This window comes from Rhodanobacter sp. FW106-PBR-R2A-1-15 (assembly GCF_058789735.1).
The window spans coordinates 18,686-44,869 of the sequence record NZ_JBYTEM010000020.1; the positions used below are offsets into that span (position 1 = coordinate 18,686).

Below are 26,184 nucleotides of genomic sequence, written 5' to 3' on the forward strand. Positions count from 1 at the left end.
CCGCCACCATGAACGCGAAAGGCATGGACGCTGCGCAAGAAATCTCGCGTATTCGCTGGCAGCAGCCGGGACCCTCGAGCGTGCCGATCCCTGCGCTGGCGCCGCTGCGCATGGCGCAACCGCGCGAAAAGCTTCTTCAGCTCATCCGTGTGAGCGTTGGTCACAAGCGCAGCGGCATCCTGTTCGACTGCCTGATGAGCCACGGTATCAGGGATGACTGGCGCAAACCCGTCGTGGTCCGCCTCTCGCCTGCGCCGCTGCACAACCGGTTTGCGGATTGTCTGGCGTTTGCGGAGGCAGTCCTCAGTGTGTTGCATCGATGAGTTGAATCCACAACCCATTGCTGACAGTCGTGACAGTCAGCTTTCGGCGACACTGGTTGTGCCCGCGGCAGCTAGCTTCGGGCCAGCCTTGAGCATGCAGACATCGTCTACCGACCGACCCTGCAGCGTCGCGGCATGCAAGTTCTATACTCAGCGAATCTCTGGGCGGAGGTCTTGCCGTGGAAGAGTTCCTTGCACGCCTGAAACAGCACAAGCTTGTGCAATGGGCGATCGGTTACGCCGCCGTGGCGATCGCACTGATCCCAGTATTGGATGTGATTGCCGTTCAGTTCGGATGGCCGGAAGGTTTGCGGCGAGGCATCACACTGACGCTGATCATGGGGTTCTTCGTAGTGCTGGTAGTGGCGTGGTATCACGGTGAGCGCAGTGCCCAAAAAATGCCACGCTCCGAAATGCTCGCAGTCGCAGGTCTGGTCATCCTCAGCAGCGCACTGATGTGGCGTGTCGCGCCGGTTACCCACGATGCCGTCACCGCAACCCGCACGACAGCAACAATCGATACCGCGACACTCGCCGCCGAACTGGCGAAAGTCCCGGACAAGTCCGTCGCAGTGCTGCCGCTGGCCAACCAAAGCGGCGATCCCAAGCAGCAGTACTTCTCCGACGGCCTATCCGAGGAGCTGATCTCCGACCTCACCCAGATCAACGGGCTGAAGGTGATCGGCAAGTACTCCAGCTTCAAGTTCCGCGATTCCGAGGACAGTCCGGCGCAGATCGGCGCAGCGCTCGGGGTGGCCAACCTGATCCAGGGTTCGGTGTTCCAGCAAGGCGATCGCATTCGGGTCACGGTCGGCATGATCCGCGCCAAAGACGGCAGCAGTGCCTGGTCCCGCAGTTACGATGAACAACTCAAAGACGTGTTCGCGATCCAGTCGAAGATCGGCCAGGCCATCGCCGCGGCGCTCAAGGTCCAGTTGCTGGGGAAGGCCATCATCTCAAGCGACAAACCGCCCGGCGGCAATGTCGAGGCTTACCAGCTGATGCTGCAAGGGCGCGCGTTTGCCATGCACTTCACCGAATCAGACATGCGCCAAGGCATCACGCTGCTCAAACAGGCAATCAGGCTCGAACCCAACTACGCCTATGCATGGGGCGCACTGTCTACTGCCTTGGTCAATCAGGGGCAGATATCCATGACTGGCGATGCGCGCCACCAGGCGTACGAGCAAGCCCGCACGGCGGCAGACAGGCAGCAGGCGCTGACGCCGGACGCGGCGGCTACCCACAGTACTCGCGGCTACTTGTTGTCAAACGTCGATAACGATCCGGTGGGTGCATTGGATGAATACCGGAAGGCGCTGGTGCTGGAACCGAACGATGGCAGAACGATGAGTTTCATGGCCTACGGACTGGCGACCGTCGGGCAACTGCAGCCGGCGGCGGAATTGATGCGCAAAGCCATCGCCACTGATCCGTTGAAAGCCGACATGTATGCCAATTTGGCTGCCGTACTGTTGGCGCAAGGCCAGTTCGATGCTGCCGAGCAGGCGACGCGCAAGGTACTGGCCTTGCAGTCGGATTTCCCGGGGATGTATGCGACTCTGGCCGAGATCGACATCCTGCGTGGCGATGCGGCCGCCGCGCTGCGCAACGCGAAGCAGGAAACCGACCCGGTACTCGGATCGCTGGTGCGCGCACTGGCGGAACAGATCGGTCCCCATCACAAGCAGGCCGACGTGGCCTTGCACGATTACATCGCCAAAAACGGCAAGGATCAGCCTTATTTCGTCGCCGACCTGTACGCACTGCGCAAGCAACCCGACGACATGTTCGACTGGCTTCTGCGTGCCTGGAATCAACACGATCCGGCCTTTTTCAGCCTGCTCTTCGACCCCTTCGCGCTTACCTACCAGCACGATCCGCGTTTTGCTGCCTTGTGCAAGCAGTCGGGATTGCCATTGCCGAGCCAGCGGTTGCCTGCGGCGGTCAGCGCCAGCGTACATTGAGCGACGGCTGGATTGACGACGTGTGTGCGACAACCGGGGGTGGCGGATTGCACGCCGCGGCGGCTGACGGAATCGCATGCTGGATGCGGCGTTGTCGCTTGGGTGTCGAAGGGCAGCCGTTGAGAGCGGTTAGGGGACTCTGGTTTTGCCCGTCATCCGGAACCTCGAATCGATATCCTGGATCCAGCGCCCTTGTGCATTGACGCATTGCAGGAACGACACTGGATTCCCGCTTTCGTGGGAATGACGACAAGGGCGGGTCGATCAGGCCTTCCTAGGCAGCCAGTGGCAGCCAACCGATTCTGTTGGAAAATTTCTGTTGGAAAATTCGCAGGGCACCGATTCTTGACAAACGTCTGACCATCAGAGTTGGCTTGGAGATCGTTGCCACTCACACCGTAGTACTTCGCGTCGCTCATTGCGGTCGGCTCACGAAGGGACCTTCCCTTTCAGGATCACGCCCATGCCGGACGCGCAAAAAAAGCAGCCCCCGTTACGGGGGCTGCTCAAAGTCAACGAACCTCAAGCTGTGGCCGTCAGCTAGTCCGGCGCCGGCGCAAGCCCACGAACGCGCCGATCAGCAGGAGACCCAGTCCGAAGATGCCCAACGCCTTCGGCTCCGGCACCGTGTTCAGCACGAAGTCCCCGCCCAACAGGATGTTGCCGTTGTCGGTGCCGCTCTGGTCCGTGGTGCTGGATGCAACCCAGATATCGGTGATGCTCTGGCCGAGAAGGTCCGCTGCGGTAAAGTTGAACATACACTGCGCCGCGTGACTGGACCAATTGCCGAAGCCGGTGCAGCTATCCAAGACGATCGGCGTGCAGCTACCGCCCACCGTGCAAGTGGCTCCGAGCAGATAGCCGGTTTCATCGCCGCCCAAACTTGCTGCGTTGACCGAGCCGAGGTATAGCGTCAGGCTTTTCCAGCCGGTGAGCTGGCTGATGTTCAGGTCTAGCATCTGCCACGGCGTGGCACCGATCTCGTGCTGGCCGCACTCGTTATCGGATGGTTGCTGATTGCAGATGACGCCCATGCCTGTTTCGGCGGCAGATCCAGATTTATACGACATGACGGCGTCGGTCCAAACCTGGTTATCGTATTCCCAAGCGGTGAGGGTCACGGTGCCGTGCGGGTCACCGATGACCGGAGACGTCCAGCTATGGCTGCCAGCAGCATCCTGAAGTCCGACATGGATGGGTAAGGCGCTGGCGTCGAAGGACACCAGACCCAGTAATGCGCTGCAACCTAGTGCCAGCGATGTGAGCATGGATTTGTGCATGTTCGATCCCTTGAAAAAAACCGTGAAGGCTTTCCCTGGAATCTGAATCTATCGATCGTCCGTGGAGTCAGGGATCGCTGGGGCTCAGTCTGAGTCTTAACTAAAAAGCATATTGCATGCCATATCTCCAGTCGATTGATTTTATTGGTTATTGAATTTTTTCACTCCAGATTTTGTGCAAAAATGAAAAATATTCCGACAGATCATGATCGCCAAAACGGTGATTATGGATCTGCAACCCTCGCCTGCCTCGGGTTGGAAGGTGTGCAGAATCTTGTGTACCAGGGATATGAGTTGCCGCCGAGGAACTCGCTCCTCGAACTGAATCGTGAAGCGATTCAGTGCAGCCCTCCGGTCGCGGATCGGCATCGTCCATTTCTTGCTGATGTTGCGGGGCCAGGTAGAACAGTTTCAGCAACGCCTCGTCACTCGGGAAGCCTCCCATGTCCGCTATCGGGCAACACGACTCAGGTTGCGACCGGCTTCTTCCACCCAAAGCGGACATTCAACACTGCGCCCGGCTCAGCGGATGCCTCACCTGCCCCGCCCCGCGGACCACGAAGCGCTCCACCGTGAGCGCCTCCGCACCCATCGGGCCGTAGGCATGCAGGCGGGTGGTGGAGATGCCGATTTCGGCGCCGAGGCCGAGTTCGCCGCCGTCGCTGAAACGGGAGGAGGCGTTGACCATCACCACGGCGGAACGGATCGCCAGCACGAAGCGTTGCGCGGCGGCTTCGTCGGCGGTGGCGATGACTTCGGTGTGGTCGGAGCCGTAGCGGTGGATGTGGGCGATCGCTTCGTCCAGGCTGTCCACCACGCGCACGGCGAGGACCAGGTCGAGGAACTCTGCGGCGTAGTCGTCCTCCGTGGCGACATGCATGGTGGGCACCAGCGCGCGGCTGGGGTCGTCGCCGCGCAGCTCGACGCTGCGCTCGCGCAAAGCCGCGGCGGCGCGCGGCAGGAACGCTTCGGCGACGTCACGATGCACCAGCAGGGTTTCCAGCGCGTTGCACACGCCGGGGCGCGAGGTCTTGCCGTCGATCAGCAGGCCCAGCGCCAGCTCGAGATCGGCGGCGCGGTCCACGTACAGGTGGCACACGCCCTTGTAGTGCTTGATCACCGGCACGCGTGCGTGTTCGGCGACGAAGCGGATCAACCCCTCGCCGCCGCGCGGAATGGCCAGGTCGATGAGGTCGCCGAGCTGCAGCAGTTCGACCATCGCCTCGCGGCTCAGGTCGTCGAGCACGGTGACGGCGGCCTCGGGCACGCCATGCGCGCGCAGCGCGGCGTGCAGCGCGGCGGCGATGGCGAGGTTGGAATGGATCGCCTCGGAACCGCCACGCAGGATCACCGCGTTGCCGGCCTTGAGGCACAGCGCAGCGGCGTCGGCGGTGACGTTGGGGCGCGCCTCGTAGATCATCGCGATCACGCCGAGCGGGATGCGCACGCGTTCGATCGACAGGCCATTCGGCCGCGTCTCGCGGCGGGTCGTCACGCCGACCGGATCGGGCAGTTCGGCCACTTCGCGCAGCGCGCCGGCAATGCCGGCCACGCGCGCCTCGTCCAGCCGCAGGCGGTCGAGCATGGCACCCTGCACGCCTTTCGCGGCAGCCTGACGCATGTCTTCGGCGTTGGCCGCCAGCACCGCGGCGGACTGCGCCTCCAGCTCCGCGGCCATGTCGCGCAGCAGCGCACGCTTCGCCCCGGTGTCGAGCGCCGCGACCACCTGCGCCGCGTCACGGCAGGCGAGTGCCTGTTCCCTGATCGTGCTCATGCGCCGATCTCCTGCCCGGATGCCACCGGGCGGTTCATGGTGACGAGGTCGTCGCGATGCACCACCTCGTCGCCGTAGCTGTAACCGAGCACGCCGCCGATCTCGCGGCTGTGCCGGCCAGCCAGGCGACGCACCTCGGCGGCGCCGTACTGGCTGAGTCCGCGCGCGACGGCGGCGCCGTCCATGTCGACGATCTCGACCAGGTCGCCGCGGTGGAAGTCACCGTCGGCGCCGAGCACGCCGCCCGGCAGCAGCGAGACGAGCCCGCCGGCCAGCGCCTTCGCGGCACCGGCGTCGATGCAGATGCGGCCCGGCGCGGCGGGTGCGTGGCGCAGCCAGTACTTGCGCGCCTGCAGGCGCGTGGAGGCCGCGGCGATCAGGGTGCCGTGCAGCTGCCCGCGTTGCAGCGCCTGCACGGTGGCCACCTCGCGGCCGCTGAACAAGGCCGTGGAGATGCCGGCGGCGGCGGCTTTCGCCGCTGCCTGCAGCTTGGTGCGCATGCCGCCGGTGCCGGCCGCGCTGCCGCTGTCACCGGCCATCGCCACGATCTCGGGCGTCAGCGCAGCGACGTGTGTGATCGGCGTGGCCGCTGGATCGTGCCGCGGGTCGGCGCTGTACAGCGCATCGACATCGGAGGCGATCAGCAGCAGGTCGGCATCGACCAGTGCGGCGACGATGGCGGCGAGGTTGTCGTTGTCGCCGAGTTTCAATTCGTCCACCGAGACGGTGTCGTTCTCGTTGACCACCGGCAGCACGCCGAGCTGCAGCAGCTCGCGCAGGGTGGCGCGCGCGTTGAGGTAGCGACGGCGGTTGCGCAGGTCGTCGTGGGTCAGCAGCACCTGCGCCACCGGCCGCGCAGACAGCGACTGCCACAGCGCGATCATCGGCGCCTGGCCCAGCGCGGCCAGGGCCTGCCGCGCGGCGAGGCCACCACCGTCGCGCGCATGCTGGCGCAGCAGCGCGCGCCCCGCCGCCACTGCGCCGGAAGACACCAGCACCACCTGGCGGCCCTCCGCGTGGCTGGCGGCGATGAAGGCGGCCAGCGTTTCGGCATAGCGCGGCGTGAGGCCGCCGCCGTCGGCGGCGAGCAGGTTGCTGCCCACCTTCAGTACGGCGCGACGCCAGGAAGGCAGCGCCTGCGCGGGCAGCTCGGTGTGCGTGTTCCCGGTGTCGATCGCCGCCATGCCCGTGTCTCCGCTTCAGTCGTCGAGTGCGCGCAAGCGCGCGTGCAGTTCATCCAGCCGCAGGTCGTTGCCGGCGCCCGGCGACACGCGGGCGGCGAGGCTGCCTTCCGGCGTGCGCCCCTGCCCCGCGGACGCCGCGGCTTCCGCCGCGGCACGGTAGGCGTCGCGGAACGGCACGCCGGCGGCGGCCTGCTCGATCGCCACGTCGGTGGCGTACATCGCCGGCTCGATCGCAGCGCGCATCGCGCCCTCGTTCCAGCCGAACCGCGCCAGCAGGTCGGGCACCAGCTCCAGCGCCATCAGGCCATGGCGCACGCCATGGAAGATCGAGCCCTTGGAGAACTGCAGGTCGCGCTGGTAGCCGGACGGCAGCGACAGCAGCTGCTCGATCTCGGTACGCGCGGCAGCTACGCTGGCATAGCTGGCGCGCAGCAGTTCGATCACGTCGGGGTTGCGCTTGTTCGGCATGATCGAGCTGCCGGTGGTGTACTCGGGCGGCAGCTTGACGAAGTCGAACTCGGCGGTGGTGAACAGCGACAGATCCCAGGCCAGCCGGCGCAGGTCGAGCAGCGCGCCGCCGATCGCCTCCAACACGGCCATCTCGAACTTGCCGCGCGACAGCTGCGCGTAGATCGGGCTGAGCTGCATGCGTGCGAAACCGAGTGCCTGGGTGGTGTGTTCGCGGTCCAGCTTCAGGTTCACGCCGTAGCCGGCGGCCGTGCCGAGCGGGTTGGCGTCGATCAGCGCCATCGTCTGGCGGGCGCGCAACGCATTGTCGATGAAGCCCTCGGCGAAACCGGCGAACCACATCGCGGTGGACGACACCACCGCGCGCTGCAGATGGGTGTAGCCCGGCAGTGGCACGGCTGGCTGCGCCGCGCGGTCGAGACAGACCTGCGCGATGGCGCGGCAATGCGTTTCCAGCGCGATGAGCTGGTCCTTCAGCCACAAGCGCGTGGCGACCAGGATCTGGTCGTTGCGGCTGCGCCCGGTGTGCACGCGGCGGCCAGCGTCGCCGAGGCGCTCGGTAAGCCGTGCCTCAATCGCCGAATGGCCGTCCTCGTAGCGCTCGTCCAGCACGAAGGCGCCGCTGGCGAAATCGTCGGCCAGCGCATCCAGCTCGCGCTTCAGCGCGGCCGCTTCGTCGGCGTCGACCACGCCGATGTTGGCCAGCCCCTCCACGTGCGCCTTGCTGGCGGTGATGTCGTGCAGGAAGAACTCGCGGTCCAGCAGCACGTCGTCGCCAGCGAGGAACTTCATGATCTTTGCGTCGATCTGGATGCCGGATTTTTGCCAGAGGGGTTGGTTCATGGTGTGATCTCAAAGCTCTCGTCGGAGACTGCCCGTCATCCCAGCGTACGCTGGGATCCAGAGCCTTTGCTCACGAAAGGCACTGGATGACCAGCTTCGCTGTTGTAAAGCGCTGCCGGCTTTCGCCGGAATGACGATTCATTGCGGAATGGCGGTGTATTCGTCCAGGCCGATCGCGCGGTTGATGTTCTGCATCGCCTGCGTGGCGGCGCCTTTCAGCAGGTTGTCCAGCGTGGCCACGATCACCACGCGCTTGCCGTCGGCCGAGACGGCAAAACCACCAATCTCGGCGTAGTGCTTGTGCGCAACGCGACTGACCCACGGTGCCTCGTCGGTCACGTTGACCAGATTCTCGCCGTCGTAGGCCGCATGGAAACGCTGCAGCACGTCCTCGCGTTTCAGCGGGCGGGTGAGGTACAGGTTGGTGGTGACGGTGAGGCCGCGAAAGTGCGGCGCCACGTGCGGCATGAACTCCACCGGGATGCCGAGCCGGAAGCTGGCTTCCTTCTCGTGCATGTGGCCGGTGAGTGCGTACGGCATCAGGTTGTCGCGCAGCTTGTCCGGATCGTTCTTGTCCGACGGCGTGGTGCCGGCGCCGGAGTAGCCGGAGACGCCGAAGCACACTGGCGGAGCGGCCAGCAGGTCCTTCAGCGGCGTGATCGACAACTCCATTGCGGTGGCGTAGCAGCCGGGGTTGCTGATCCTTTTTTCGCCACGCCATTGCCCGCGGGTGAGTTCGGGCAGGCCGTAGTACCACGACGGATCGAAGCGGTAGTCGGCGGAAAGATCGAGGATCAGCGTGTCCGGCCTCGCCGCGTCGATCGCCGCCACGTACGGCGCCGCCTTGCCGTTCGGCAGCGCCAGGATCACCACGTCGGCGCGCTTGGCGGCCACGGCGTCGGGGTCGAGGTTCTCGTAGCGCAGTTCACCGGCGAAGCCATCGACATGATCGGCCACGCGCTGGCCATCCAGTTCACGCGAGGAGACGAAAGCCAGCTTCAGCGCAGGATGCGCAGCGATCAGGCGGATCAGCTCCATGCCGGTGTGGCCGCGCGCGCCGACGATGCCGATGATTTTCTTGTCGTGTGTCACCGATTCACTCCTGCGATTTTTTTGCTCCTCCCCCTGCACCGCAGGGGGAGGTCGGGAGGGGGTAGGCTTTTGATCTTCCAGCAAGATCAAGAGCGACCCCACCCCCAGCCCTCCCCTGCTTCGCAGGGGAGGGCTATACCGCTCACCCCACCAGCGTCGGCTGGCGTTGCGCGCAATGCGCCACGCAGCGGGCGATGGTGTCGAAATTGCCGTCCAGGCCGTACCAGAACACCTTCCACTTCGGCTGCTTCAGACAGCCGTCGGACTCGGCGTAGTAGAAGATATTGACCGGGTTGTGGTGACGCGAGCGCCAGAACAGCTGCGGGTTCTCCTCGCGCATCACCTGCCACACCGCGCGGCCCAGGCCTTCGCCCTGCGCGTCGTCGAGCACGGCGAACTTGTCCAGGTACGGCAGGCCGCCTTCCATGGTGAGGATCATCGCGGCACGGTAGTTCTCGCTGACGTAGATGCGGAACGGTTGCGTGCGTTCGAAGTAATCCGGCACCAGGGTGCGGCCGAAGCTGGATTCGATCAGCCCGCGCATGCGCTCGCGGTCCACGCCCTCCCAGGAGTCGAAGCGCAGCACCTTCTCGCCACGCCGCACCAGGGTGCCCGAACCTTTGTGGGTGAACAGTTCCTTGGCCAGTTCGGACGGCCGGGTGATCGACACCGACGAGGTCAGCGGCAGGTCGGCCAGCAGGTCGGCGATCTGCTCGATCTTCAGGCGCATGCCGCCGTTGATCCACGGCTGCGCCATCAGGTGCTCGAACTCGGTGCTGAGGTTGATCGAGTCGATCACCTTGCCCTCGCCGTCGAGCAGGCCGCCGGTGCCGGTGAGGAACACGATCTTGTACGGCTGCAGTGCGCGCACCAGTTCGTTCGCGGCGACGTCGGCGTTGACGTTGAGGATCTGCCCCTCGTCGGTCTCGCCCAGGCTGGCGATCACCGGGATCGAGTTCGCGTGCAGGCTGGCCTCGATCGGCGCCAGGTTGATGCTCTCCACCTTGCCGACCAGCCCCAGGGTCTCGCGGTCGAGGTAGCTGGCCATGAACACGCCCGACGGCACCGCGGTAGCGCGGGTGTCCATCGACTGCAGCGCCTCGACCAGCTTCAGGTTCTGCTGCATGAACACGCGCCGCACGATGCCCAGCGCCTTCGGCGAGGTCACGCGCAGGCCGCCCACCGTCTGCTTCACGATGCCGGCGGCAGCCAGCTCCTCGTCGAGCTGCGGGCCGGCGCCGTGCAGCACGATTGGGGTCAGCCCCACCTGCTGCAGGAAAGTCAGCGACGAGGCGAGGTCGGCCAGCTCGTCGCGCAGCACGGCACCGCCGACCTTCACCACGGCGAAACGCTTGGCGTCCACCTCGGAAAAGCGCTTCAGGTACTGCTGGATTTCCTTCGCGCTGCCCATGCTCGAGAGCAGGCGCACGATGGTCTTGCGGGTGTTGTGCTTAGCCGTGTCCATTGTTTGTTCCTTACGCTCATCCATGCTCGCGGGGGTCAAAAACCGGCCGTCCCTGGCCGGACTTCTCAACGATTCGATAAACCGTTTGCGCATAGTGTTCGAGTTGTTCCAGCGCAACCCACTCGTCGGCGCTGTGCGCCTGGGCGATGTCGCCGGGGCCGTAGACGAAAGCGGTGCAGCCGGCGGCGGAGAACAGTGCGGCCTCGGTCCAGAAATCCACCGCATTGCCGATCGGGATGCCCAGCTCGTCGGCAAGGTCGCGCGCCGCCAGTCGACGCTCCTCGGCGCGCGCGGTGTCGCCGGCCGGCAACGTGGCGCCACGGAAAGTCTCGGTGAATTCCACCGGCTGCGGTTCCACCAGATTGCGGAAACGGATCAGCAGGTGATCCGGATTCATCGTGGGCAACGCGCGAAAGCCGAAGCGCACTTCCGCCGTGGGCGCGATCATGTTCGCCTTGATGCCGCCTTCGATGCGACCGATATTGAAGCGCAGGCCGGTCAGGCCACCGAAGCGCTCGTGCGCCTGCGCCGCGACGAAGTCCAGCGCCGCATCGCCCCAGCGCACCGCCTGGTGCAAGGCGCTGTCGCCCGGCTTCTGCTCGCCCGAGGCATGCCCGGCGTGGCCGGCGAAACGCATCAGCACCGACTGGATGCCGCGATGGGCCAGCACCGCCTCGCCTTTGGTTGGCTCGGCCACGATCACCGCTTGATAGCCCCTCTCCCTTTGGGAGAGGGGCTGGGGTGAGGGTGCGCTCGAAGCCGGATCTCCCGCTTCGCCCGTACCCTCTCCCCGGCCCTCTCCCAGAGGCGACCCCGAGGGAGTCCCCTTGTGGGTGAGAGGGGGCAAAGCGCGCAGGAAGCCGGCGATGCAGCGTGCGTCGTTGGCTTCCTCATCGGTGGTGAACAGCAGCGCCATGGCGCCGTCGCTGGCCTCCGCCACCGCCAGCAGCGCCGCCGCCGCGCCCTTGATGTCGCAAGCGCCGAGACCGATTGCGCGATCGTCGCTGATCCGCAGCACATGCGGATCGGCCGTCCACGCCGGCGAATCCGGCACCGTATCCAGATGCACGTTGAACAGCAGCTTCGGCTCGCCGCGCACCGCATGCAAGGCCACTGCACCGGCACCGAAATCGGTGACCGTCACCGTGAAACCAGGCAGCTGCGCGCGCAGGTAGTCGAAGACGCCGCCGGTGTTGATCGCCCGCGGCGGATTGCGCGTATCGAAACCGACCAGCACGCGCAGGTGTTCCAGCGTGGCGTCGAGCAGCGCACTCATCGCGCGGCTCCACGCTGCGAAGCCCCTCTCCCTGCGGGAGAGGGGTTGGGGTGAGGGTTCGGGCGGAGCGAGGCGTCGCGGCACGGCCGGACCGTCACCCCCGGCCCCTCTCCCGCAGGCGGCCCTGCGGGAGTCCCCTTGCGGGTGAGCGGGGAGAAAAGCTCGCTACTCATGCGCCACCGCTCCGATTGACCTCGGCCCACAGCGTGCTGCTCATGCCGAACAGCTTGATGAAGCCTTCGGCTTCCTCGACGCCCCAGTCGGCCGACTGCGCGTAGGTGGCGCCCTTGGCGTTGAGGATGTGCTTCGACTCCACCGCCACCGCGCCGACGCTGCCGCCGTTCGTCTCCAGCGTCACAGTGCCGTTGACGGTGGTCTGGCTGGAGGCCAGGAACGCTTCCAGGTCGGTCTTCAGCGGATCGTGGAAGAAGCCCTCGTAGACCAGCTCCACCCACTTGCGCGCCACTTCCGGCTTGAAGCGGTTCTGCTGCTTGCTGAGCACCGCCTCTTCCAGCGCACGATGCGCGGCGAGCAGCGCGGTGAGGCCAGGCGCCTCGAAGATGATGCGGCCCTTCAGGCCGATGGTGGTGTCGCCGGTGTAGAGGCCGCGGCCCACGCCGTAGGCAGCGAACAGGCCGTTCAACTTGGCCAGCATCTTGTGGCCGGCGAGCTTTTCTCCGTCCAGCGTCACCGCCTCGCCATTGACGAAGCCGACCTTCACTCGAAGCGGTTTGGACGGCCATTCGGCGCGCGGCTTGCACCAGCCCACCGCGCCGGCACCGGGCGCCTGCCACTGGTCGATCTCGCCGCCGGACATAGTCAGGCCGAGCAGGTTCTCGTTGATGGTGTAGGCCTGCTGCTTGGCGCGCACGCCGAAGCCGCGATCTTCCAGGAACTTCTGTTCGTAGGCGCGCGTCTGCGTGTGTTCCTTCTGGATCTCGCGGATCGGCGCCACGATCTGGTAGTCGCCCAGCGCCTTCACCGCCAGGTCGAAACGCACCTGGTCGTTGCCCATGCCGGTGCAGCCATGCGCGATGGCGCGCGTGCCCAGCTCCGCGGCGCGCTTGATCGCGGCGTCGACGATCAGATAGCGGTCGGACACCAGCAGCGGGTACTGGCCCTGGTAGCCCTCGCCCGCCCACACGAACGGCTTGACGAAACCGTTCCAGATTGCCGGGCCGCCGTCCACGGTGACGTGGCTGGCCACGCCCAGTTCCTTCGCGCGGCTCTCGATGAAGGCGCGCTCCTCGGCATCGACACCGCCGGTGTCGGCGAACACGGTATGCACGGCCCAGCCGCGCTCCTGCAGATAAGGCACGCAGAAGCTGGTGTCGAGGCCGCCGGAGAAGGCCAAGACGATGTCTCGGCCTTCTCCGGTGGCGGGATTCAGGATACGGGATACGGGATTCGTGGGAGCGGTTTGCGACGACATGGGAGTTCTCGGTGTAGATGGAAGGGTTGATGCGGCGGTTTGGCTTCTGCTGTTACGAATCCCCAATCCCGTATCCCGTATCCCGGCTCACAACAATGCGCGGCTCGCAGCGCACCGGGAAGTTGACGGAATTGGCGATGAAGCAGGCGTGGTGTGCGGCCTCGTGCGCGGCTTCGGCCTTCCTCGGATCGCTGGCGGCGCTGATGGTCACCAGCGGACGCAGCACTACCTCGACGAAACGGCCGCCGTCGCCTTCGGTGACCATGGTGCCTTCGGCGGCATCGGCGTAGGCCGTCACCACCACGCCGGCCACGGTGGCCATGTGCAGGTAGGACAACATGTGGCAGGTCGACAGCGCGGTCACCAGCATGTCCTCCGGATTGTGCCGGGTGGCATCGCCGCGAAACGTCGGATCGGACGAACCGGCCAGCTCGGGTTTCCCCGCGATGCGGATCACGTGGTTGCGGCTGTAGTTGCGGTAGCCGTCCGTACCGCTGCCGCGGTTGCCGGTCCACTCCACGCCGACGAGGTAACGATGCGGGCGGTTCATGGCTTCGACTCCTCCTGCAGGGCCATCAATGCAGCCAGTTCCGCGTCGCCATTGTCGTCGCGCTCGCGCAGGCCGGCGATCACGCCCGCGCGATTGCGCGCGGGGTGGTTCTGGTTGAGCTTGAACTTGCCCTCGATGCGCTCGATCGCGACTTCGAGGCCGACGATCGCCTGCAGCGACTTCTCGATGTGGTCATCCGGCGCGTCGGTGATCTTCCACGGCTGCGGCTGGCCCGCTTCGTGGCGATTGGTCAGGGTTTCCAGCAGGCGACGCAACCAGTCGGCATCGTCGATCACGCGCAGGCGGCCATGCACATGCACCACCGCATAGTTCCAGGTCGGCACCTCGCGATGCGTCTCCTGCTTGGTCGGGTACCAGTTCGGGCTGATGTAGCCGTCCGGGCCCTGGAATATCAGCAGCACCTCGGCGCCGTCCAGCCGTGCCAGTTCATTGCCGCGGGCGACATGGCCGTGCAGCAACCCGCCGACCAGCTCGAACGGCAGGTGGTTGGCGAGCAGGCCGTCGGCCGCGTTCGCCACCACGGTGGCGAACGGGTAGTCACGCATCAGCCCGTGCACGACCTCGACGCGCGTTTCGACAAAATGCTTCGGCATGTACATGGCAGCTCCGAGATGCACCTATTCCCAATTCCCCATTCCCCGCTACGCCAGCAGCGATGCCATCACCGCCTTCTGCACGTGCAGGCGGTTCTCGGCTTCGTCGATGGCGATGCAGTACGGCGCGTCCATCACCGCGTCGGTGGCCTTGACGTTGCGACGCAGCGGCAGGCAGTGGCTGAACAGGCCGTGGTTAGTCAGCGCCATCTTCGCCTCGTCCACGATGAAATGCTTGTGCGCCTCGCGGATCGGCTTCTCCTGCTCCCAGCGACCGAAGAACGGCAGCGCGCCCCAGCTCTTGGCGTAGACCACGTCGGCGCCGGCGTAGGCTTCCTCGATGTCGTGGCTGACCCTCAGCGAACCGCCGTTCTGCTCGGCGTTCAGACGGCCAAACGCCATGTAGCGCTCGTCCAGCACGTAGTCCGGGGTGGGACACAGCAGGGTCACGTCCATGCCCATCTTGGTGGCGATCAGCAGCGCCGAGTTCGCCACCGCGGTGTTCAGCGGCTTCGGATGATAGGTCCAGGTGAGCACATACTTCTTCCTGGTGAGGTCGCCCAGGTGCTCCTTCAACGCCAGCGCATGGGCCAGCTCCTGGCAGGGGTGGGTGATCGTCTCCATGTTGATCACCGGCACCGTGGCGTACTGCGCGAACGCCTTGATCACCTTGTCCTGGCGGTCCACCGCCCAGTCCTGGAACTTCGGGAACGCGCGCACCGCGATCAGGTCGACGTAGCGGCTGAGCACGCGCGCCACCTCGGCGATGTGCTCCTCGGTGTCGCCGTCCATCACGCTGCCCACCTCGAATTCGATCGGCCACGCGTCCTTGCCCGGCGCCAGCACGATGGCGTGGCCACCCAGCTGGAACGCGCCCAGCTCGAAGCTGGTGCGGGTGCGCATCGAGGGATTGAAGAACAGCAGCGCGATCGACTTGCCGGCCAATTGCCCGCCGCGCACTTCACGCTTGAATCGCGCGGCCTGCTCCAGCAGCGCGTCGATCTCGGCGCGGCTGTAATCCTGGGTGGTGATGAAATGCCGTGGTGCCATGGTTAACTCCCATCCAAAAACAAAAAACCCGGCGCAAGAGCCGGGTTTATCGTCGATGCACATGAAACGCGTGCGACTGCCTACCCGGCCAAATGTCCGTCCAGCGGTCGGCGCGCACGCGACGTCATGCCAGCGGCCGCGCGGGCGCTGGTCAGTACGGTGGCGGTATAGACGGCTGTGGACATGCAGAATCCAGATGGCGAGCGCGCATCATGGCGGCAATTTCGCTGCCATGCAACAAAAAAATCGATGCCCCTGAACGACAGCGCCGCCAACGGGTGGCGGCGCTGCTGCTGGCAGGCAAAGACGGATCAGTCGGCTGGGTCGACCCGCACGCGCACGCGCAGGCGCTCGCCGGGGTCGTAGCTCAGACGCGAGGTGTAGACCTCGCCGCGATAGCGGTATTCCACGTCGTAGCCGATGATCCGGCGCTGTTCGCTGATCGAGCTGACCTGGCGGCATTCGGTCTGGCTGGATTCGTACTCGCCACCCCGGGTGGCGCGGTTGCCGATGGCGCCGCCGGCCACGGCACCGGCGACGGTGGCCGCCTTGCGCCCGTCGCCCTTGCCCACGGTGTTGCCCAGCACGCCGCCGATCACCGCACCCAGCACGGTGCCGGCGGTGGTGTTGCCGCCCTCGCGGCGAACCACCGGCTGCTCGTAGCACTCCTGGCGCGGCACTTCGGTGCGGGTGACGCCCTGCACCGGGTCGGCCCGCAGCACGTCGGCCCAACCATAGTGGGCATTGTCGTCAGCATTGGCGTAACGCCCATCCTGGGCGTAGACACCGGTAGCCATCACGGCGAGTACCAGAGCGGAAAGCCATGGTTTGGTCATGGTGACCTCCCAAATTCGGAAACTGCAGGTGCGTCTGCACCCGTACTGGCGGCATTCCAGCAAATTCACGCTGAATACACCCTTAGAACCCATCCCCCGGGCGCTTGCGCGACTCGTCCGCTTACACCTTGTTAAGATGCCGGGCTGGCCGCGCTGCCGCCGGCCGGCCCCCTCGTTGCGGATTCCACCGATGCCGATTTCGCTCTACAACAGCCTGACCCGCCGCACCGAACCGTTCGCCCCGCTCGATCCCGAGCGCGTGACGATGTACCTGTGCGGCCCCACCGTCTACAACTACGTGCATATCGGCAATGCGCGCGGGCCGGTGGTGTTCGATGTGCTGGTGAGGCTGCTGCGGCGGCACTACCCGCAGGTGGCGTACGCGCGCAACATCACCGACGTCGACGACAAGATCAACACCGCCGCGCAGCAGCAGGGCGTGCCGATCGGCACGATCACCGAGCGCTTCGCGCAGGCCTATCGCGAGGACATGGCCGAGCTCGGAGTGGCGCCGCCGGACGTCGAGCCGCGCGCCACCACCCACATCGGCCCCATCATCACGATGATCGAGAGCCTGCTGGATGGCGGCCATGCCTACGCCGCCGAAGGCCACGTGCTGTTCGACGTCGGCTCGTTTCCGGCCTACGGCGAGCTGTCCGGCCGCGACCCCGAGGAACTGATCGCCGGCGCCCGCGTGGAAGTGGCCCCGTACAAGCGCAACCCTGGCGATTTCGTGCTGTGGAAACCGTCCACGCCGGAGCTGCCCGGCTGGGACAGCCCGTGGGGCCGCGGCCGCCCCGGCTGGCACATCGAGTGTTCGGCGATGAGCGCGGCGCACCTGGGCGAGACCATCGACATCCATGCCGGCGGCGTCGACCTCTTGTTCCCGCACCACGAGAACGAGGTCGCCCAGTCCACCTGCGCGCACGGCGGCAAGACCTTCGCGCGCTGGTGGATGCACAACGGCATGCTCACCTTCGACGGTCGCAAGATGTCCAAGTCGCTGGGCAACGTGCTGCTGGTGCACGAGCTGCTCAAGCAGCATCCGCCCGAGGCGCTGCGCCTGCGCCTGCTGAGCGGCCACTACCGGCAGCCGCTGGACTGGTCGGAAGCCGCCATCGCGCAGGCGACCAGCACGCTGGACGGCTGGTATCGCGTGCTGCGCGACCTGGCCGCGATCGAGCTGCCGGCTGGCGAACTGCCGGTGCCGGAGCGTATCGAGGCGGCGCTGTGCGACGACCTCAACACGCCGCAGGCGCTGGCCGAGCTGTCTGTGCTGGCCGACGCGGCGCGCCAGTCCGGCAGCGCCGAGGCCAAGGCCGCGCTGCTCGGCGGCGGCGCCGTGCTCGGCCTGCTGCAGCAGGACCCGCAGGCCTGGTTCCGCCGCGGCGAAGAGGCGGTCGATGCGGCGCACGTCGAGGACCTGCTGCAGCAGCGCCAGGCCGCCCGCGCGGCCCGCGACTTCGCGCGCGCCGATGCGATCCGCGACGAGCTGGCTGCCATGCACATCGCGATCGAGGACAGCGCCCAGGGCACGCGCTGGAGCATCGCCAAGCCGTGACGCACGTGTAGGAGCGCACCCTGTGCGCGATGCCTTCCGTCACGTGGCGAGGAGCATCGCGCACAGAGCCTGCCCCGGACTCGATCCGGGGGTGCGCTCCTACACATTTCATCTCCCGCCCTGCTGCGCGCGATAATGGACGCATGAACGCCACCGCCACCACCAGCACCGACCAGACCCAGCAGGAAATCGCCGAGGAATTCGCCTTCCTGGGCGACTGGACCGAGCGCTACCAGTATCTGATCGATCTCGGCCGGCAGCTGCCGCCGTTCCCGGACGAGTACAAGACCGAGGCGTACCGCGTGCACGGTTGCCAGTCGATGGTCTGGCTGGTGCCCAGCGGCGATGCGTCGGGCATGCACTTCGAGGCGAGCAGCGATTCGGCGATCGTGTCCGGCCTGATCGCGCTGGTGCTGCGCGTCTATTCCGACCGCCCCGCAGCGGAGATTCTCGCCACCGAGCCGGCCTTCATCGGCACGATCGGCCTGGCCAAGCATCTCTCGCCAACCCGCTCGAACGGCCTGGCCGCGATGCTGGCCAAGCTGAAGGGCTACGCCGCCGCGGCAGGCGGTGGCTGATCACAAAGCGGGGACGCCACGCGTCTTCCGCCCTCTTCGCCGTTGCCTGCAACCCGCAGCGATACCTGTCGCACACCGCACGGTGCGTCCATTCAATGCAGTGTTGACGCCCTTCGCGAAAATAAGAATAATTCGCAACAACTTGCTGACCGCTCCCGGCCGGCAACGATGAAAGCGTTCCATCCGTTCGCCGCGGCCTGAGCCAGCCAGCGCCACGCCGGCCCGGCGCCAACCCCTGTGTGCTCATCGCGCCCCCGCGAGGGATGCGCGTGGCCCACTGCTGCCCAGGATTTTTCCATGCGCCTGCTGCCTCTCTCCCTCGCCCTGCTCACCATCCTGGGCTCGCCCCGGGCCCATGCCGACGCTTCCCCCGACCAGGCCAAACTGCTGCCCGGCGTCAACGTGCAGGCCACCCACCCCGGCGATTACCGCGTGCCGGACGCCACCAGCGCCACCAAAATCGCCGCCGCCCTGCGCGACGTGCCGCAGACGGTGAACGTGGTTCCGGCCAGCGTGCTGCGCGACCAGCACGCCACCTCGATCCAGGATGCGCTGAAGAACGTGCCCGGCGTCGGTTTCTCGACTGGTGACGGCCAGCGCGACCAGGTTTCCATCCGCAGCTTCACCGCGATCGCCGACCAGTTCGTCGATGGCCTGCGCGACGACGCGCTGTACTTCCGCGACCTCTCCAACATCGAGCGCATCGAGGTGCTGAAAGGGCCGGCGTCGGTGCTGTACGGACGCGGCTCGTCGGGCGGCCTGATCAATCGCATCACGCGGCAGCCGGGCACCGACGGCGGCCAGGTCGCGCTCAGCTATGGCAGCTGGGCCGATCGCCGCGGCGAACTGGACGTCGGCCGGCGCTTCGGCGACGCCGGCAGCGCGTGGCGCCTCACCGGCGCGGTCGAGGACGCCAACGGCTATCGCGACCCGCAGTTCCTCAAGCGCCGCGCCGTGGCTCCCTCGGTGCTGCTGCATCCCGGCAGCAACACCACGCTGCTGCTGCAGGCCGATTACCTGAACGACCGCCGCGTCACCGATTTCGGCATTCCGGCCTGGCACGGGCGCCCGGTCGACGTGCCGAGGGAAACCTATTACGGCGCAGCCAACGCGCGCGATGTCGACACCAGCGAGTCGACCGTGACCTCGACCACCGCGACCCTGACCCACGCCTTCAGCGACGACCTGACGCTGCGCAACGCCATGCGCTGGTACGACTACAAGCTCGACCGCAACAACACGCTGCCGGGCAGCGTCAACGAAAACGCGCGAACCGTTTCACTCAACCGCTCCAACGTCGACCGGCACGAGCACGGCTGGTTCAACCAGACCGAACTCAGCCAGCGCCTGGCCGGCGACACGCTCAGCCACGACCTGCTCTACGGCCTGGAGCTGGGGCGGCAGAACAAGGCCCAGCTCAATCGCAGCGCCAGTGGCGTGGCCGTGGTCGACCTGTTCCATCCGGTGCTGCCGGTACTGCCGCTGCAGGTGTCTCGCGCGCCGGCCGCTGACAACCTTGGCATCTTCGACACCAGCGCCGTCTACCTGCAGGATCTGCTGAGCCTGGGTTCGCAGTGGAAAGCCCTGCTGGGCGTGCGCTACGACCGCTTTCGCCAGAGGACGGAAAACCACCTGCCGGGCCAGCGGAACCTCGCGCGCACCGACAAGGCATTGAGCCCGCGCGTGGGCGTGGTCTGGCAGCCTTCCGCCATGCAGTCCTACTACGTGTCCTGGAGTCGTTCGTTCCAGCCTTCCGGCGAGGCGTTCGCTCTCGCGGCGAGCAATGCCGACATCGCACCCGAGCGCACGCACAACACCGAGGTCGGCGCGAAGTACGACCTGCTGGACGGACGCGTCACCTTCAACGCCGCCCTTTTCGAGCTGGAGCGCAGCGGCATCAAGGCCACCGATCCGGCCACGCAGAAAGTGCTGACGATCGGCACGCAACGCACGCGCGGCGTCGAGCTCAGCGCCGCCGCGGACCTGGCGGACGGCTGGCGCCTGCTCGCCGGCTACGCCTGGCTGGATGCGCGCGTCACCCGTTCCGTGGCCAGGGATGCCGGGCGCCCTGTGCAGGGCAAGCGCGCCACCCTCACCCCGCGCCACAGCGGCAACCTGTGGGTCACCCGCGCGTTCGCGGAGCACTGGCAGCTGGGCGGCGGCCTGAACCTGGTCGGCGCACGACAGGCCAACCCGGGCAACACGGTGACCCTACCCGGCTACGTGACCGCCGACCTCATGGCGCAGTACCGCACCGGGCCGGTCTCGCTGCAGCTCAACCTGACCAACCTGTTCGACACGCGCTACATCGTGTCTGCCCACGGCACCAGCCCGAACCTCAACCTGCCGGGCGCGCCGCGTGGCGCGAACCTGACCTTGCGCTACCAGTTCTAGCGTCGACCGCGGCGAGCGCGAGCCCGCCCGGAAAAAAAGAAACCCCCGAGCCGCGAGGTTCGGGGGTTTCTTTGATGGTGGATGCGGGCAACGACGCCATCCCTGGCCGCAGGGATGGCGCGGCGATCAGTCGCCCATCTGCTTCTGCAGGTGCTCGCGACGTTCCTGCGCATCCAGCGACAGCGTGGCGATCGGGCGCGCATCGAGGCGGTCGATGCCGATTTCCTCGTCGGTCTCCTCGCAGAAGCCGTAGCTGCCCTCCTCGATCCGGCGCAGCGCCTTGTCGATCTTCGAGATCAGCTTGCGGTAGCGGTCGCGGGTGCGCAGCTCCAGCGAGTTCTCCGTTTCACGCGTGGCGCGCTCGGCCTCGTCGCCGACGTCACGCACTTCCTCGCGCAGGTTGTCCATGGTCTGGCGCGACTCTTCCACCAGCTGATCGCGCCAGTCGCGCAGCTTGTTGCGGAAGTAGGCCAGATGCATCGGGTTCATGTACTCCTCGGCAAGCGAGGGGTGGTATCCCTTGGGCAGGTTGATGATGCTGGTGGACGGCAGCGCATACCGGCCATCTTCGCGGGTGATGCCGTTGTCGAGTTTCGTTGCAGCGGATTTGTTCATTGAGGACGACGAATTTTTCGGACTTTTGTGGGGAGGGGCGTGACCTGCGGCACCTTGGGTTGCACGCGGGATCACCATGGCGGTTGCGCTCGCCACCTTGCCCTTGAACAGGGTGCTGGCAGGCGCCGGGGACACGTGGTTGACGGCGACCGCTGCCGGTTTGGCAACGGATTTTGCAGCGGGTTCGGCCGGCGGGTTCGGCCGGGTGGCGGGTTTGGCGGCGGGTTTCGCCACCGGCTTCGCCGGCACCGCCTTCTTGGCGACCACCTTGGTCGCCGGCTTCGCGGCCTTCTTCACCGCAGCGCCGCTCCCGGGCCTGGCGTTCGTAACGGCAGGCTTCTTCGCGACAACTTTCTTCACGGCAGGCTTCTTCAAGGCAGGCTTCTTCGCGACGGCTTTCTTCACGGCGGGCTTCTTCGCGACGGCTTTCTTCGCCGGCGCGTTCTTCATCGCGGATTTCTTCACCGTCACCTTCTTCACGACGGACTTCTTCGCCGGCGACTTGGCGGCGGCTTTCCCAGCCACGGGCTTGGCGGCCGGCTTCTTCGCCGCCACCGGCTTGGCGACGGCCTTCTTCGGCGCGGCCTTGGCGGCGCTCTTCACCGGCCGTTCCCTGCCTGCGGCCGGCTTCGACCTGGCGCCCCTGCTCCCTGTCGGAGACTTGCCCTTCTGCGCCTTGGCAGCGGTCGAACTACGCGTCGTTTTCGCCATATCCCTTCACCGTTTTTGGCCGTGGCGGCCGGGTGTTATAGCCCATGTGTCCTACACCGGCAAGCTCGCATCTGGAATACTTGTACCACTACCCATCGCTGGCCGCTCCGGCACCGTGAATGTCCTGACCCGATTGATACTGTGGATGCTGCGTTTGTACAAGCGCTGGCTCAGTCCCCTGCTCGGCCCGCGCTGCCGCTTCCACCCCAGTTGCTCCGATTATGCACGGATTGCGGTCACCCGCTTCGGCCCGTGGCGCGGCAGCTTGCTGGCCGGCTGGCGCGTGCTGCGCTGCCAGCCGCTGTGCGATGGCGGCGAGGATCCGGTGCCCGAGCACTTCCATTTTTCCCGCTGTCGCCACCACGTGGATTCTCCCGAGGCGCACTGACCGTTCCGGAATACGGAGTCGTCGCCGCGAGGCCGCCCCCGTCTCGCGTGAAGCGCGGCTAGCTCGGAATGGCCGCCGACGCCGGACCGGCGCAAGCGGCAGCGATCGTCACGGAGCGATCGTCACGGCGTGGAGCCGTAGCCGCCTTCCACGCCCTTGCTCGCATAGGCCACGGCATCGTGCGGGTGCAGGCTTTCCTGGTGCTCGACGCGGACATGGAAATCGCCGAGCGCGGCATCGGTGTCGAGTGCCTTCTGGATGCGTCGGGCGGCATCCTCGCAGAACATCAGGTTGCCGCCGTTGGCCAGCGCGAAGGCCTGTTCGTCCTCGCGCTTCACCGCGGTCTGCACCGGCGTGCCGAGCGCATGCTCGACGCGATCGATCAGGCCGATCAGGTGGAAGTCGGCGCCGGGCACGAGGCGGATGCGCAGGCGCGCCACGCTGCGCTGGGCATGCGGGGTAGCGACGATGCCGCGCTCGCTGCCTAGCCAGGCCAGCACCGCAGCATGGTCGAGCGGCTGACCGGCATCGAAGTCGCTGGCGAACTGGTCCTGGATCAGCTGGCGCGACAGCGCCGCCGAGGCCGGGCAGGTGGAGGAATAGACCACCTCGGTGCCGAACTCGAGCAGGAACTCGTCGCCGGTGAGGCTGGCCTCGATGCATACCGGGTAGGCGCGCCAGCCGCTGTTGGCGCTCTTCAGCGCGGGGCGGCGCACCAGGTGCTCGAACTGGATGCTGAGGCAGGCCCGGTCGGACAGATCCTTGTGTGAATCGAGGAAGCCGCGCAGCAGCGCGTGCAGCATCGACGCATCCAGCGTCTGCGTGCTCAGCGCCTGTTCGACCTGCAGGTACAGCCGCGACATGTGGATGCCGCGCTTGTCTGGCCGGCTCAGGTTGACGAAGGCACCGACCCGGGCGCTGGAACGCTGCACCTGGCCATCGCCGGCGTCGAACAGCACCGGCACCTGGATGTCGGCCATGCCGACCCAGTCCAGCGCGCCGGCAAGATGCGGCTGCGCGTGCACGGCGACATCGGGCAGCAGGCGGGCGGTATTTTCCTGGTTCGGCATGATGGGGAATCCTGGCATCGGCGAGCGGGCGCCGTGAAGCAGACAATCTTGGGGCAGGCAGGCGGCCGCGCAATAGTGGCGTGGTGGAAACGCTGCGTCCGTGGCCGTTTTACGCCACGTACCGGCGCCATGCGCGCGCCGCCTGCCAGGCCTGCAGCGCGGTGGTCAGCACGGTGCGCGACTGGCCGGCCTGCAGCACTGCCAGCGCGTCGCCGGCACGCGCCGCCCGCCGCGCCAGACTGCTGGCATGACGCGATTCGAGCGCGCGAAACACGCTGAGCGGCCCGGCCAGCGTGGACGACTCCTGCCAGCTGGCCAGCAGGTCGCCCAGTTGCGCCCTGACCGCCTGCTGCCGCGCCGCGCCGGCCGTACGCAACTGCGCGCGGCTCAGGCCATGTCGCGCCAGGCACGCCATCGGCAGCGGCAGGCGGTCGCGCTCGACATCCTGCTGCAGCCGCACCAGCGCATGCAGCAGATGATTCAGCACGGCCACCCGCGACGCCCGCGCCGGCGACGCCTCGGCACCGTACCACCAGGCGGTTTCCAGCGCGGCCAGCGCACCGTGCAGCGGCAGCGCGGCTTCGATCTGTGCAGGGAAGTCGGCGGCGGTGCCCTGCTCCAGCTGTGCCATCGCGGCCAGCACCGGCGCCAGCCAGAGCTCGCTGGCGATGGCATGCGCGCGCTCGTCGTCGAACAGCACCTGGCTCAGCGGGTGACGCCCGCCGCTGGCTGGCGCGCCGGCCAGTTCCTCGGCCCACCAGTTGAGCTTGGCGGTGGCCACCAGCGGTTCGCGGATGCCGTAGGCGGCGCCGAGCAGTTCCTGCTCCAGCGCGGCCAATGCAACGTGGCCGGGATAACGCCGGCCATCGACGAAGGCCAGCGCCACGCGCTGCTGCGGCTGCACCGCCAGCCACTTGTCGATGAAACCCTGCAGTACCGCGTTCTGTTCGACCAGTTCGATCATGCGACTACCGGTTGCAGTTTCAGCAGCTCGACCAGCCCGGCCGGGTGGTCCAGCACGGCATCGGCGCCCCAGTCGTGGGGATCGCCGCCGTCGAGATAGCCCCAGCTCACCGCCACCGTGTACAGGCCGGCCGCCGCGCCGGCCTGTACGTCGCGACGGTCGTCGCCGACGAACAGGCTTTGCGCGGGCGCCACGCCGGCACGCTCGCAGGCCAGCAGCACCGGCGCCGGGTCCGGCTTCTTTACTGCCAGGGTGTCACCCGAGACCACCGCACCGGCGCGCCCCGCCCAGCCGATGCGGGCCACCAGCTCGTCGGTGAGGAAACCCGCCTTGTTGGTGACGATGCCCCAGCGCAGGCCGTGCGCCTCGATCCGCGCCAGCAGCTCGTCGATGCCGTCGAACGCACGCGTCTGCTGCGCCATCACGTCCTGGTACAACTGCAGATAGCGCGGCACCAGCGCCTCCAGCGCCGGCTCGCCACACGCGGCGAACGCGGTGCGCAGCACAGCGCGCGCACCGCGCGACACCACCTCGCGCACCGCTGCATACGGCGGCGGCGCCACGTTCTCTTCCGCGCACTGCGCCAGCAGCGCGGCATAGAGGTCGGGAGCGCTGTCGAGCAAGGTGCCGTCCAGGTCGAACAGCACGCCCTGGATGTTCTCGGGCAAGGGCTTCATGCCGGTTTGCGACCGTAGGAAGTCCCCATGGGACGTGCGCTGAGCACGTAGTTGACCGCGGTGATCGAACTCAGCCAGGCCTTGCGGCTGAGCGGGTTGTAGGCCAGCCCGGAGACATCCTCCAGCTCCAGCCCGGCGTGGCGCAGCAGGCGGCCCAGCTCGGACGGCTTGAGGAACTGCGCGTAGTGGTGGGTGCCGCGCGGCAGCAGGCGCATCACGTATTCCGCGCCCACGATCGCCGCGCCGAACGCGGCCGGCGTGCGGTTGAGCGTGGACATGAACAGCCGCCCGCCTGGCTTCAGCAGCGCAGCCAGGTCGTTGACCAATGCCTGTGGGTCGGGTACGTGCTCGACCAGTTCCATGCAGCACACCGCGTCGAAGCTCGCCGGCTCGGCCGCCGCCAGTTCGGTCGAGGACTGCACGCGATAATCGACGGCGAGGCCGGATTCATGCAGGTGCAGCTTCGCGACCTCGATCACCTTCCCGCCCAGGTCGATGCCGGTGACCTTCGCGCCGGCGCGCGCCAGCGCCTCGCTGAGCAGGCCGCCGCCGCAACCGACGTCGGCGACCTTCGCCCCGCGCAGGTCGACGCGGGCGGCGGCGTAGGCCGCGCGCACCGGGTTGAGGTCGTGCAGCGGGCGCGACTCGCCATCGGGATCCCACCAGCGTGCCGCCAGGCTGTCGAAGCGGGCGATCTCGGCGGGGTTGACGTTGGCGGTGGTCATGTTCGAGTCCACGGTGAGCCCATGAGTCTATTGGAAAGTTCGGCCACGGATGACTGCCTGTTGATTCTCCCGCTCAGATCAAACCGCCTGCCACTCGTACACCGTGATGTCCCAACCGCCACTGACGTGGGCCGGATCGCGGTGCACCAGCGCGGTCGCCTCGGCCAGGTCGGCCGCACGCAGCAGGTAGGCACCGCCGGACTTGTCGCTGAAGCCGCCGGACAGCTCGACCCGGCCCTCCTTGTGCAAGCCCTGCAGGAAGGCCAGATGCAGCGGTACCGCGGCGGGATCGAGCTGCGGCCGGCGGATCAGCAGGACCAGGTAACGGTTCATCGAGGGACTCCGCT

The 26,184-nt window shown here is 66.9% G+C and carries 24 protein-coding genes and 1 pseudogene; 6 read left to right on the forward strand and 19 right to left on the reverse strand.

The annotated features are described in order from the left end of the window. Nucleotides 1-8 precede the first annotated feature (8 nt). Nucleotides 9-323 carry a kynureninase/PvdN C-terminal domain-containing protein gene (locus AC3WTD_RS11395; RefSeq protein WP_492613859.1) on the forward strand — a complete coding sequence of 105 codons (315 nt, stop codon included), beginning with the start codon at nt 9-11 and terminating at the stop codon, nt 321-323. 179 nt (nt 324-502) lie between these two features. After that, nucleotides 503-2,290 (forward strand): tetratricopeptide repeat protein, encoded by a 1,788-nt coding sequence (locus tag AC3WTD_RS11400; protein WP_492613860.1) that lies wholly within the window; start codon nt 503-505, stop codon nt 2,288-2,290. A 536-nt stretch (nt 2,291-2,826) separates the two neighbouring features. Here AC3WTD_RS11400 and AC3WTD_RS11405 read toward each other — a convergent pair. From AC3WTD_RS11405 to AC3WTD_RS11465, 13 genes and pseudogenes are all read right to left on the reverse strand, one after another. Continuing rightward, complete coding sequence (locus AC3WTD_RS11405) at nt 2,827-3,570, reverse strand: PEP-CTERM sorting domain-containing protein (RefSeq protein WP_492613861.1); 744 nt, start codon at nt 3,568-3,570, stop codon at nt 2,827-2,829. A 297-nt stretch (nt 3,571-3,867) separates the two neighbouring features. Further along, nucleotides 3,868-4,012: pseudogene (locus AC3WTD_RS11410) on the reverse strand (IS256 family transposase); the annotation flags it as partial. Between the two features lie 63 nt (nt 4,013-4,075). After that, nucleotides 4,076-5,344: a glutamate-5-semialdehyde dehydrogenase gene (locus tag AC3WTD_RS11415; RefSeq protein ID WP_492613862.1), complete on the reverse strand. Its 1,269-nt coding sequence runs from the start codon at nt 5,342-5,344 to the stop codon at nt 4,076-4,078. Further along, a complete protein-coding gene (gene proB, locus AC3WTD_RS11420) occupies nt 5,341-6,528 on the reverse strand; it encodes a glutamate 5-kinase (protein WP_492613863.1) in 1,188 nt (395 codons plus the stop codon). The genes AC3WTD_RS11415 and proB overlap by 4 nt, the downstream gene beginning before the upstream one ends. 15 nt (nt 6,529-6,543) lie before the next feature. Continuing rightward, complete coding sequence (locus AC3WTD_RS11425) at nt 6,544-7,839, reverse strand: argininosuccinate lyase (RefSeq protein WP_492613864.1); 1,296 nt, start codon at nt 7,837-7,839, stop codon at nt 6,544-6,546. A gap of 138 nt (nt 7,840-7,977) precedes the next feature. Continuing rightward, nucleotides 7,978-8,931 (reverse strand): N-acetyl-gamma-glutamyl-phosphate reductase, encoded by a 954-nt coding sequence (argC, locus tag AC3WTD_RS11430; RefSeq protein ID WP_492613865.1) that lies wholly within the window; start codon nt 8,929-8,931, stop codon nt 7,978-7,980. Nucleotides 8,932-9,073: 142 nt separating this feature from the next. Then, nucleotides 9,074-10,396, reverse strand: coding sequence for an acetylglutamate kinase (locus AC3WTD_RS11435; protein WP_027492763.1), 1,323 nt, complete (start codon nt 10,394-10,396; stop codon nt 9,074-9,076). A gap of 16 nt (nt 10,397-10,412) precedes the next feature. Continuing rightward, nucleotides 10,413-11,672: an acetylornithine deacetylase gene (locus AC3WTD_RS11440; RefSeq protein WP_492613866.1), complete on the reverse strand. Its 1,260-nt coding sequence runs from the start codon at nt 11,670-11,672 to the stop codon at nt 10,413-10,415. Nucleotides 11,673-11,841: 169 nt separating this feature from the next. Continuing rightward, on the reverse strand, nt 11,842-13,104 hold the full coding sequence (locus tag AC3WTD_RS11445) for an argininosuccinate synthase (RefSeq protein ID WP_492613867.1): 1,263 nt from the start codon (nt 13,102-13,104) through the stop codon (nt 11,842-11,844). A gap of 52 nt (nt 13,105-13,156) precedes the next feature. Beyond that, nucleotides 13,157-13,654: an OsmC family protein gene (locus AC3WTD_RS11450; protein WP_492613868.1), complete on the reverse strand. Its 498-nt coding sequence runs from the start codon at nt 13,652-13,654 to the stop codon at nt 13,157-13,159. After that, nucleotides 13,651-14,274 carry an FMN-binding negative transcriptional regulator gene (locus AC3WTD_RS11455; RefSeq protein ID WP_492613869.1) on the reverse strand — a complete coding sequence of 208 codons (624 nt, stop codon included), beginning with the start codon at nt 14,272-14,274 and terminating at the stop codon, nt 13,651-13,653. The genes AC3WTD_RS11450 and AC3WTD_RS11455 overlap by 4 nt, the downstream gene beginning before the upstream one ends. Nucleotides 14,275-14,316: 42 nt before the next feature. Then, a complete protein-coding gene (locus tag AC3WTD_RS11460) occupies nt 14,317-15,318 on the reverse strand; it encodes an N-acetylornithine carbamoyltransferase (RefSeq protein ID WP_492613870.1) in 1,002 nt (333 codons plus the stop codon). Between the two features lie 311 nt (nt 15,319-15,629). After that, nucleotides 15,630-16,154, reverse strand: coding sequence for a glycine zipper 2TM domain-containing protein (locus AC3WTD_RS11465; protein ID WP_027492769.1), 525 nt, complete (start codon nt 16,152-16,154; stop codon nt 15,630-15,632). Nucleotides 16,155-16,344: 190 nt separating this feature from the next. On the opposite strand from AC3WTD_RS11465, the gene cysS reads away from it, so the two are divergent. The 3 genes from cysS (at nt 16,345) to AC3WTD_RS11480 (ending at nt 20,687) form a co-directional block, all read left to right on the forward strand. Beyond that, entirely contained in the window at nt 16,345-17,715 is a 1,371-nt protein-coding gene (gene cysS / locus AC3WTD_RS11470) for a cysteine--tRNA ligase (protein ID WP_492613871.1), read from the forward strand. A 143-nt stretch (nt 17,716-17,858) separates the two neighbouring features. After that, nucleotides 17,859-18,293, forward strand: a complete 435-nt coding sequence (locus AC3WTD_RS11475) for a SufE family protein (protein WP_492613872.1) — start codon at nt 17,859-17,861, stop codon at nt 18,291-18,293. A gap of 297 nt (nt 18,294-18,590) precedes the next feature. Continuing rightward, a complete protein-coding gene (locus AC3WTD_RS11480; protein ID WP_492613873.1) occupies nt 18,591-20,687 on the forward strand; it encodes a TonB-dependent receptor in 2,097 nt (698 codons plus the stop codon). Nucleotides 20,688-20,813: 126 nt separating this feature from the next. Here the strand turns inward: AC3WTD_RS11480 and dksA are convergent, their stop codons facing one another. Then, nucleotides 20,814-21,905, reverse strand: coding sequence for an RNA polymerase-binding protein DksA (gene dksA / locus AC3WTD_RS11485; RefSeq protein ID WP_492613874.1), 1,092 nt, complete (start codon nt 21,903-21,905; stop codon nt 20,814-20,816). 253 nt (nt 21,906-22,158) lie between these two features. Here dksA and yidD point away from each other — a divergent pair, with 253 nt between their 5' ends. Then, nucleotides 22,159-22,401 carry a membrane protein insertion efficiency factor YidD gene (yidD, locus tag AC3WTD_RS11490; protein WP_221174207.1) on the forward strand — a complete coding sequence of 81 codons (243 nt, stop codon included), beginning with the start codon at nt 22,159-22,161 and terminating at the stop codon, nt 22,399-22,401. A gap of 122 nt (nt 22,402-22,523) precedes the next feature. Here yidD and folE2 read toward each other — a convergent pair whose 3' ends face one another. The 5 genes from folE2 to AC3WTD_RS11515 all read right to left on the reverse strand — a co-directional run bounded on the left by folE2 (nt 22,524) and on the right by AC3WTD_RS11515 (nt 26,170). Further along, nucleotides 22,524-23,471 (reverse strand): GTP cyclohydrolase FolE2, encoded by a 948-nt coding sequence (folE2, locus tag AC3WTD_RS11495; protein WP_027492775.1) that lies wholly within the window; start codon nt 23,469-23,471, stop codon nt 22,524-22,526. A gap of 109 nt (nt 23,472-23,580) precedes the next feature. Next, nucleotides 23,581-24,435 carry an isoprenoid biosynthesis enzyme family protein gene (locus AC3WTD_RS11500; protein ID WP_492613875.1) on the reverse strand — a complete coding sequence of 285 codons (855 nt, stop codon included), beginning with the start codon at nt 24,433-24,435 and terminating at the stop codon, nt 23,581-23,583. Continuing rightward, nucleotides 24,432-25,112, reverse strand: a complete 681-nt coding sequence (gph, locus tag AC3WTD_RS11505; protein WP_027492776.1) for a phosphoglycolate phosphatase — start codon at nt 25,110-25,112, stop codon at nt 24,432-24,434. Before gph ends, AC3WTD_RS11500 begins: the two co-directional genes overlap by 4 nt. After that, complete coding sequence (ubiG, locus tag AC3WTD_RS11510) at nt 25,109-25,837, reverse strand: bifunctional 2-polyprenyl-6-hydroxyphenol methylase/3-demethylubiquinol 3-O-methyltransferase UbiG (protein WP_492613876.1); 729 nt, start codon at nt 25,835-25,837, stop codon at nt 25,109-25,111. The genes gph and ubiG overlap by 4 nt, the downstream gene beginning before the upstream one ends. 78 nt (nt 25,838-25,915) lie before the next feature. Next, nucleotides 25,916-26,170 carry a YciI family protein gene (locus AC3WTD_RS11515; RefSeq protein ID WP_492613877.1) on the reverse strand — a complete coding sequence of 85 codons (255 nt, stop codon included), beginning with the start codon at nt 26,168-26,170 and terminating at the stop codon, nt 25,916-25,918. Nucleotides 26,171-26,184: the final 14 nt, after the last annotated feature.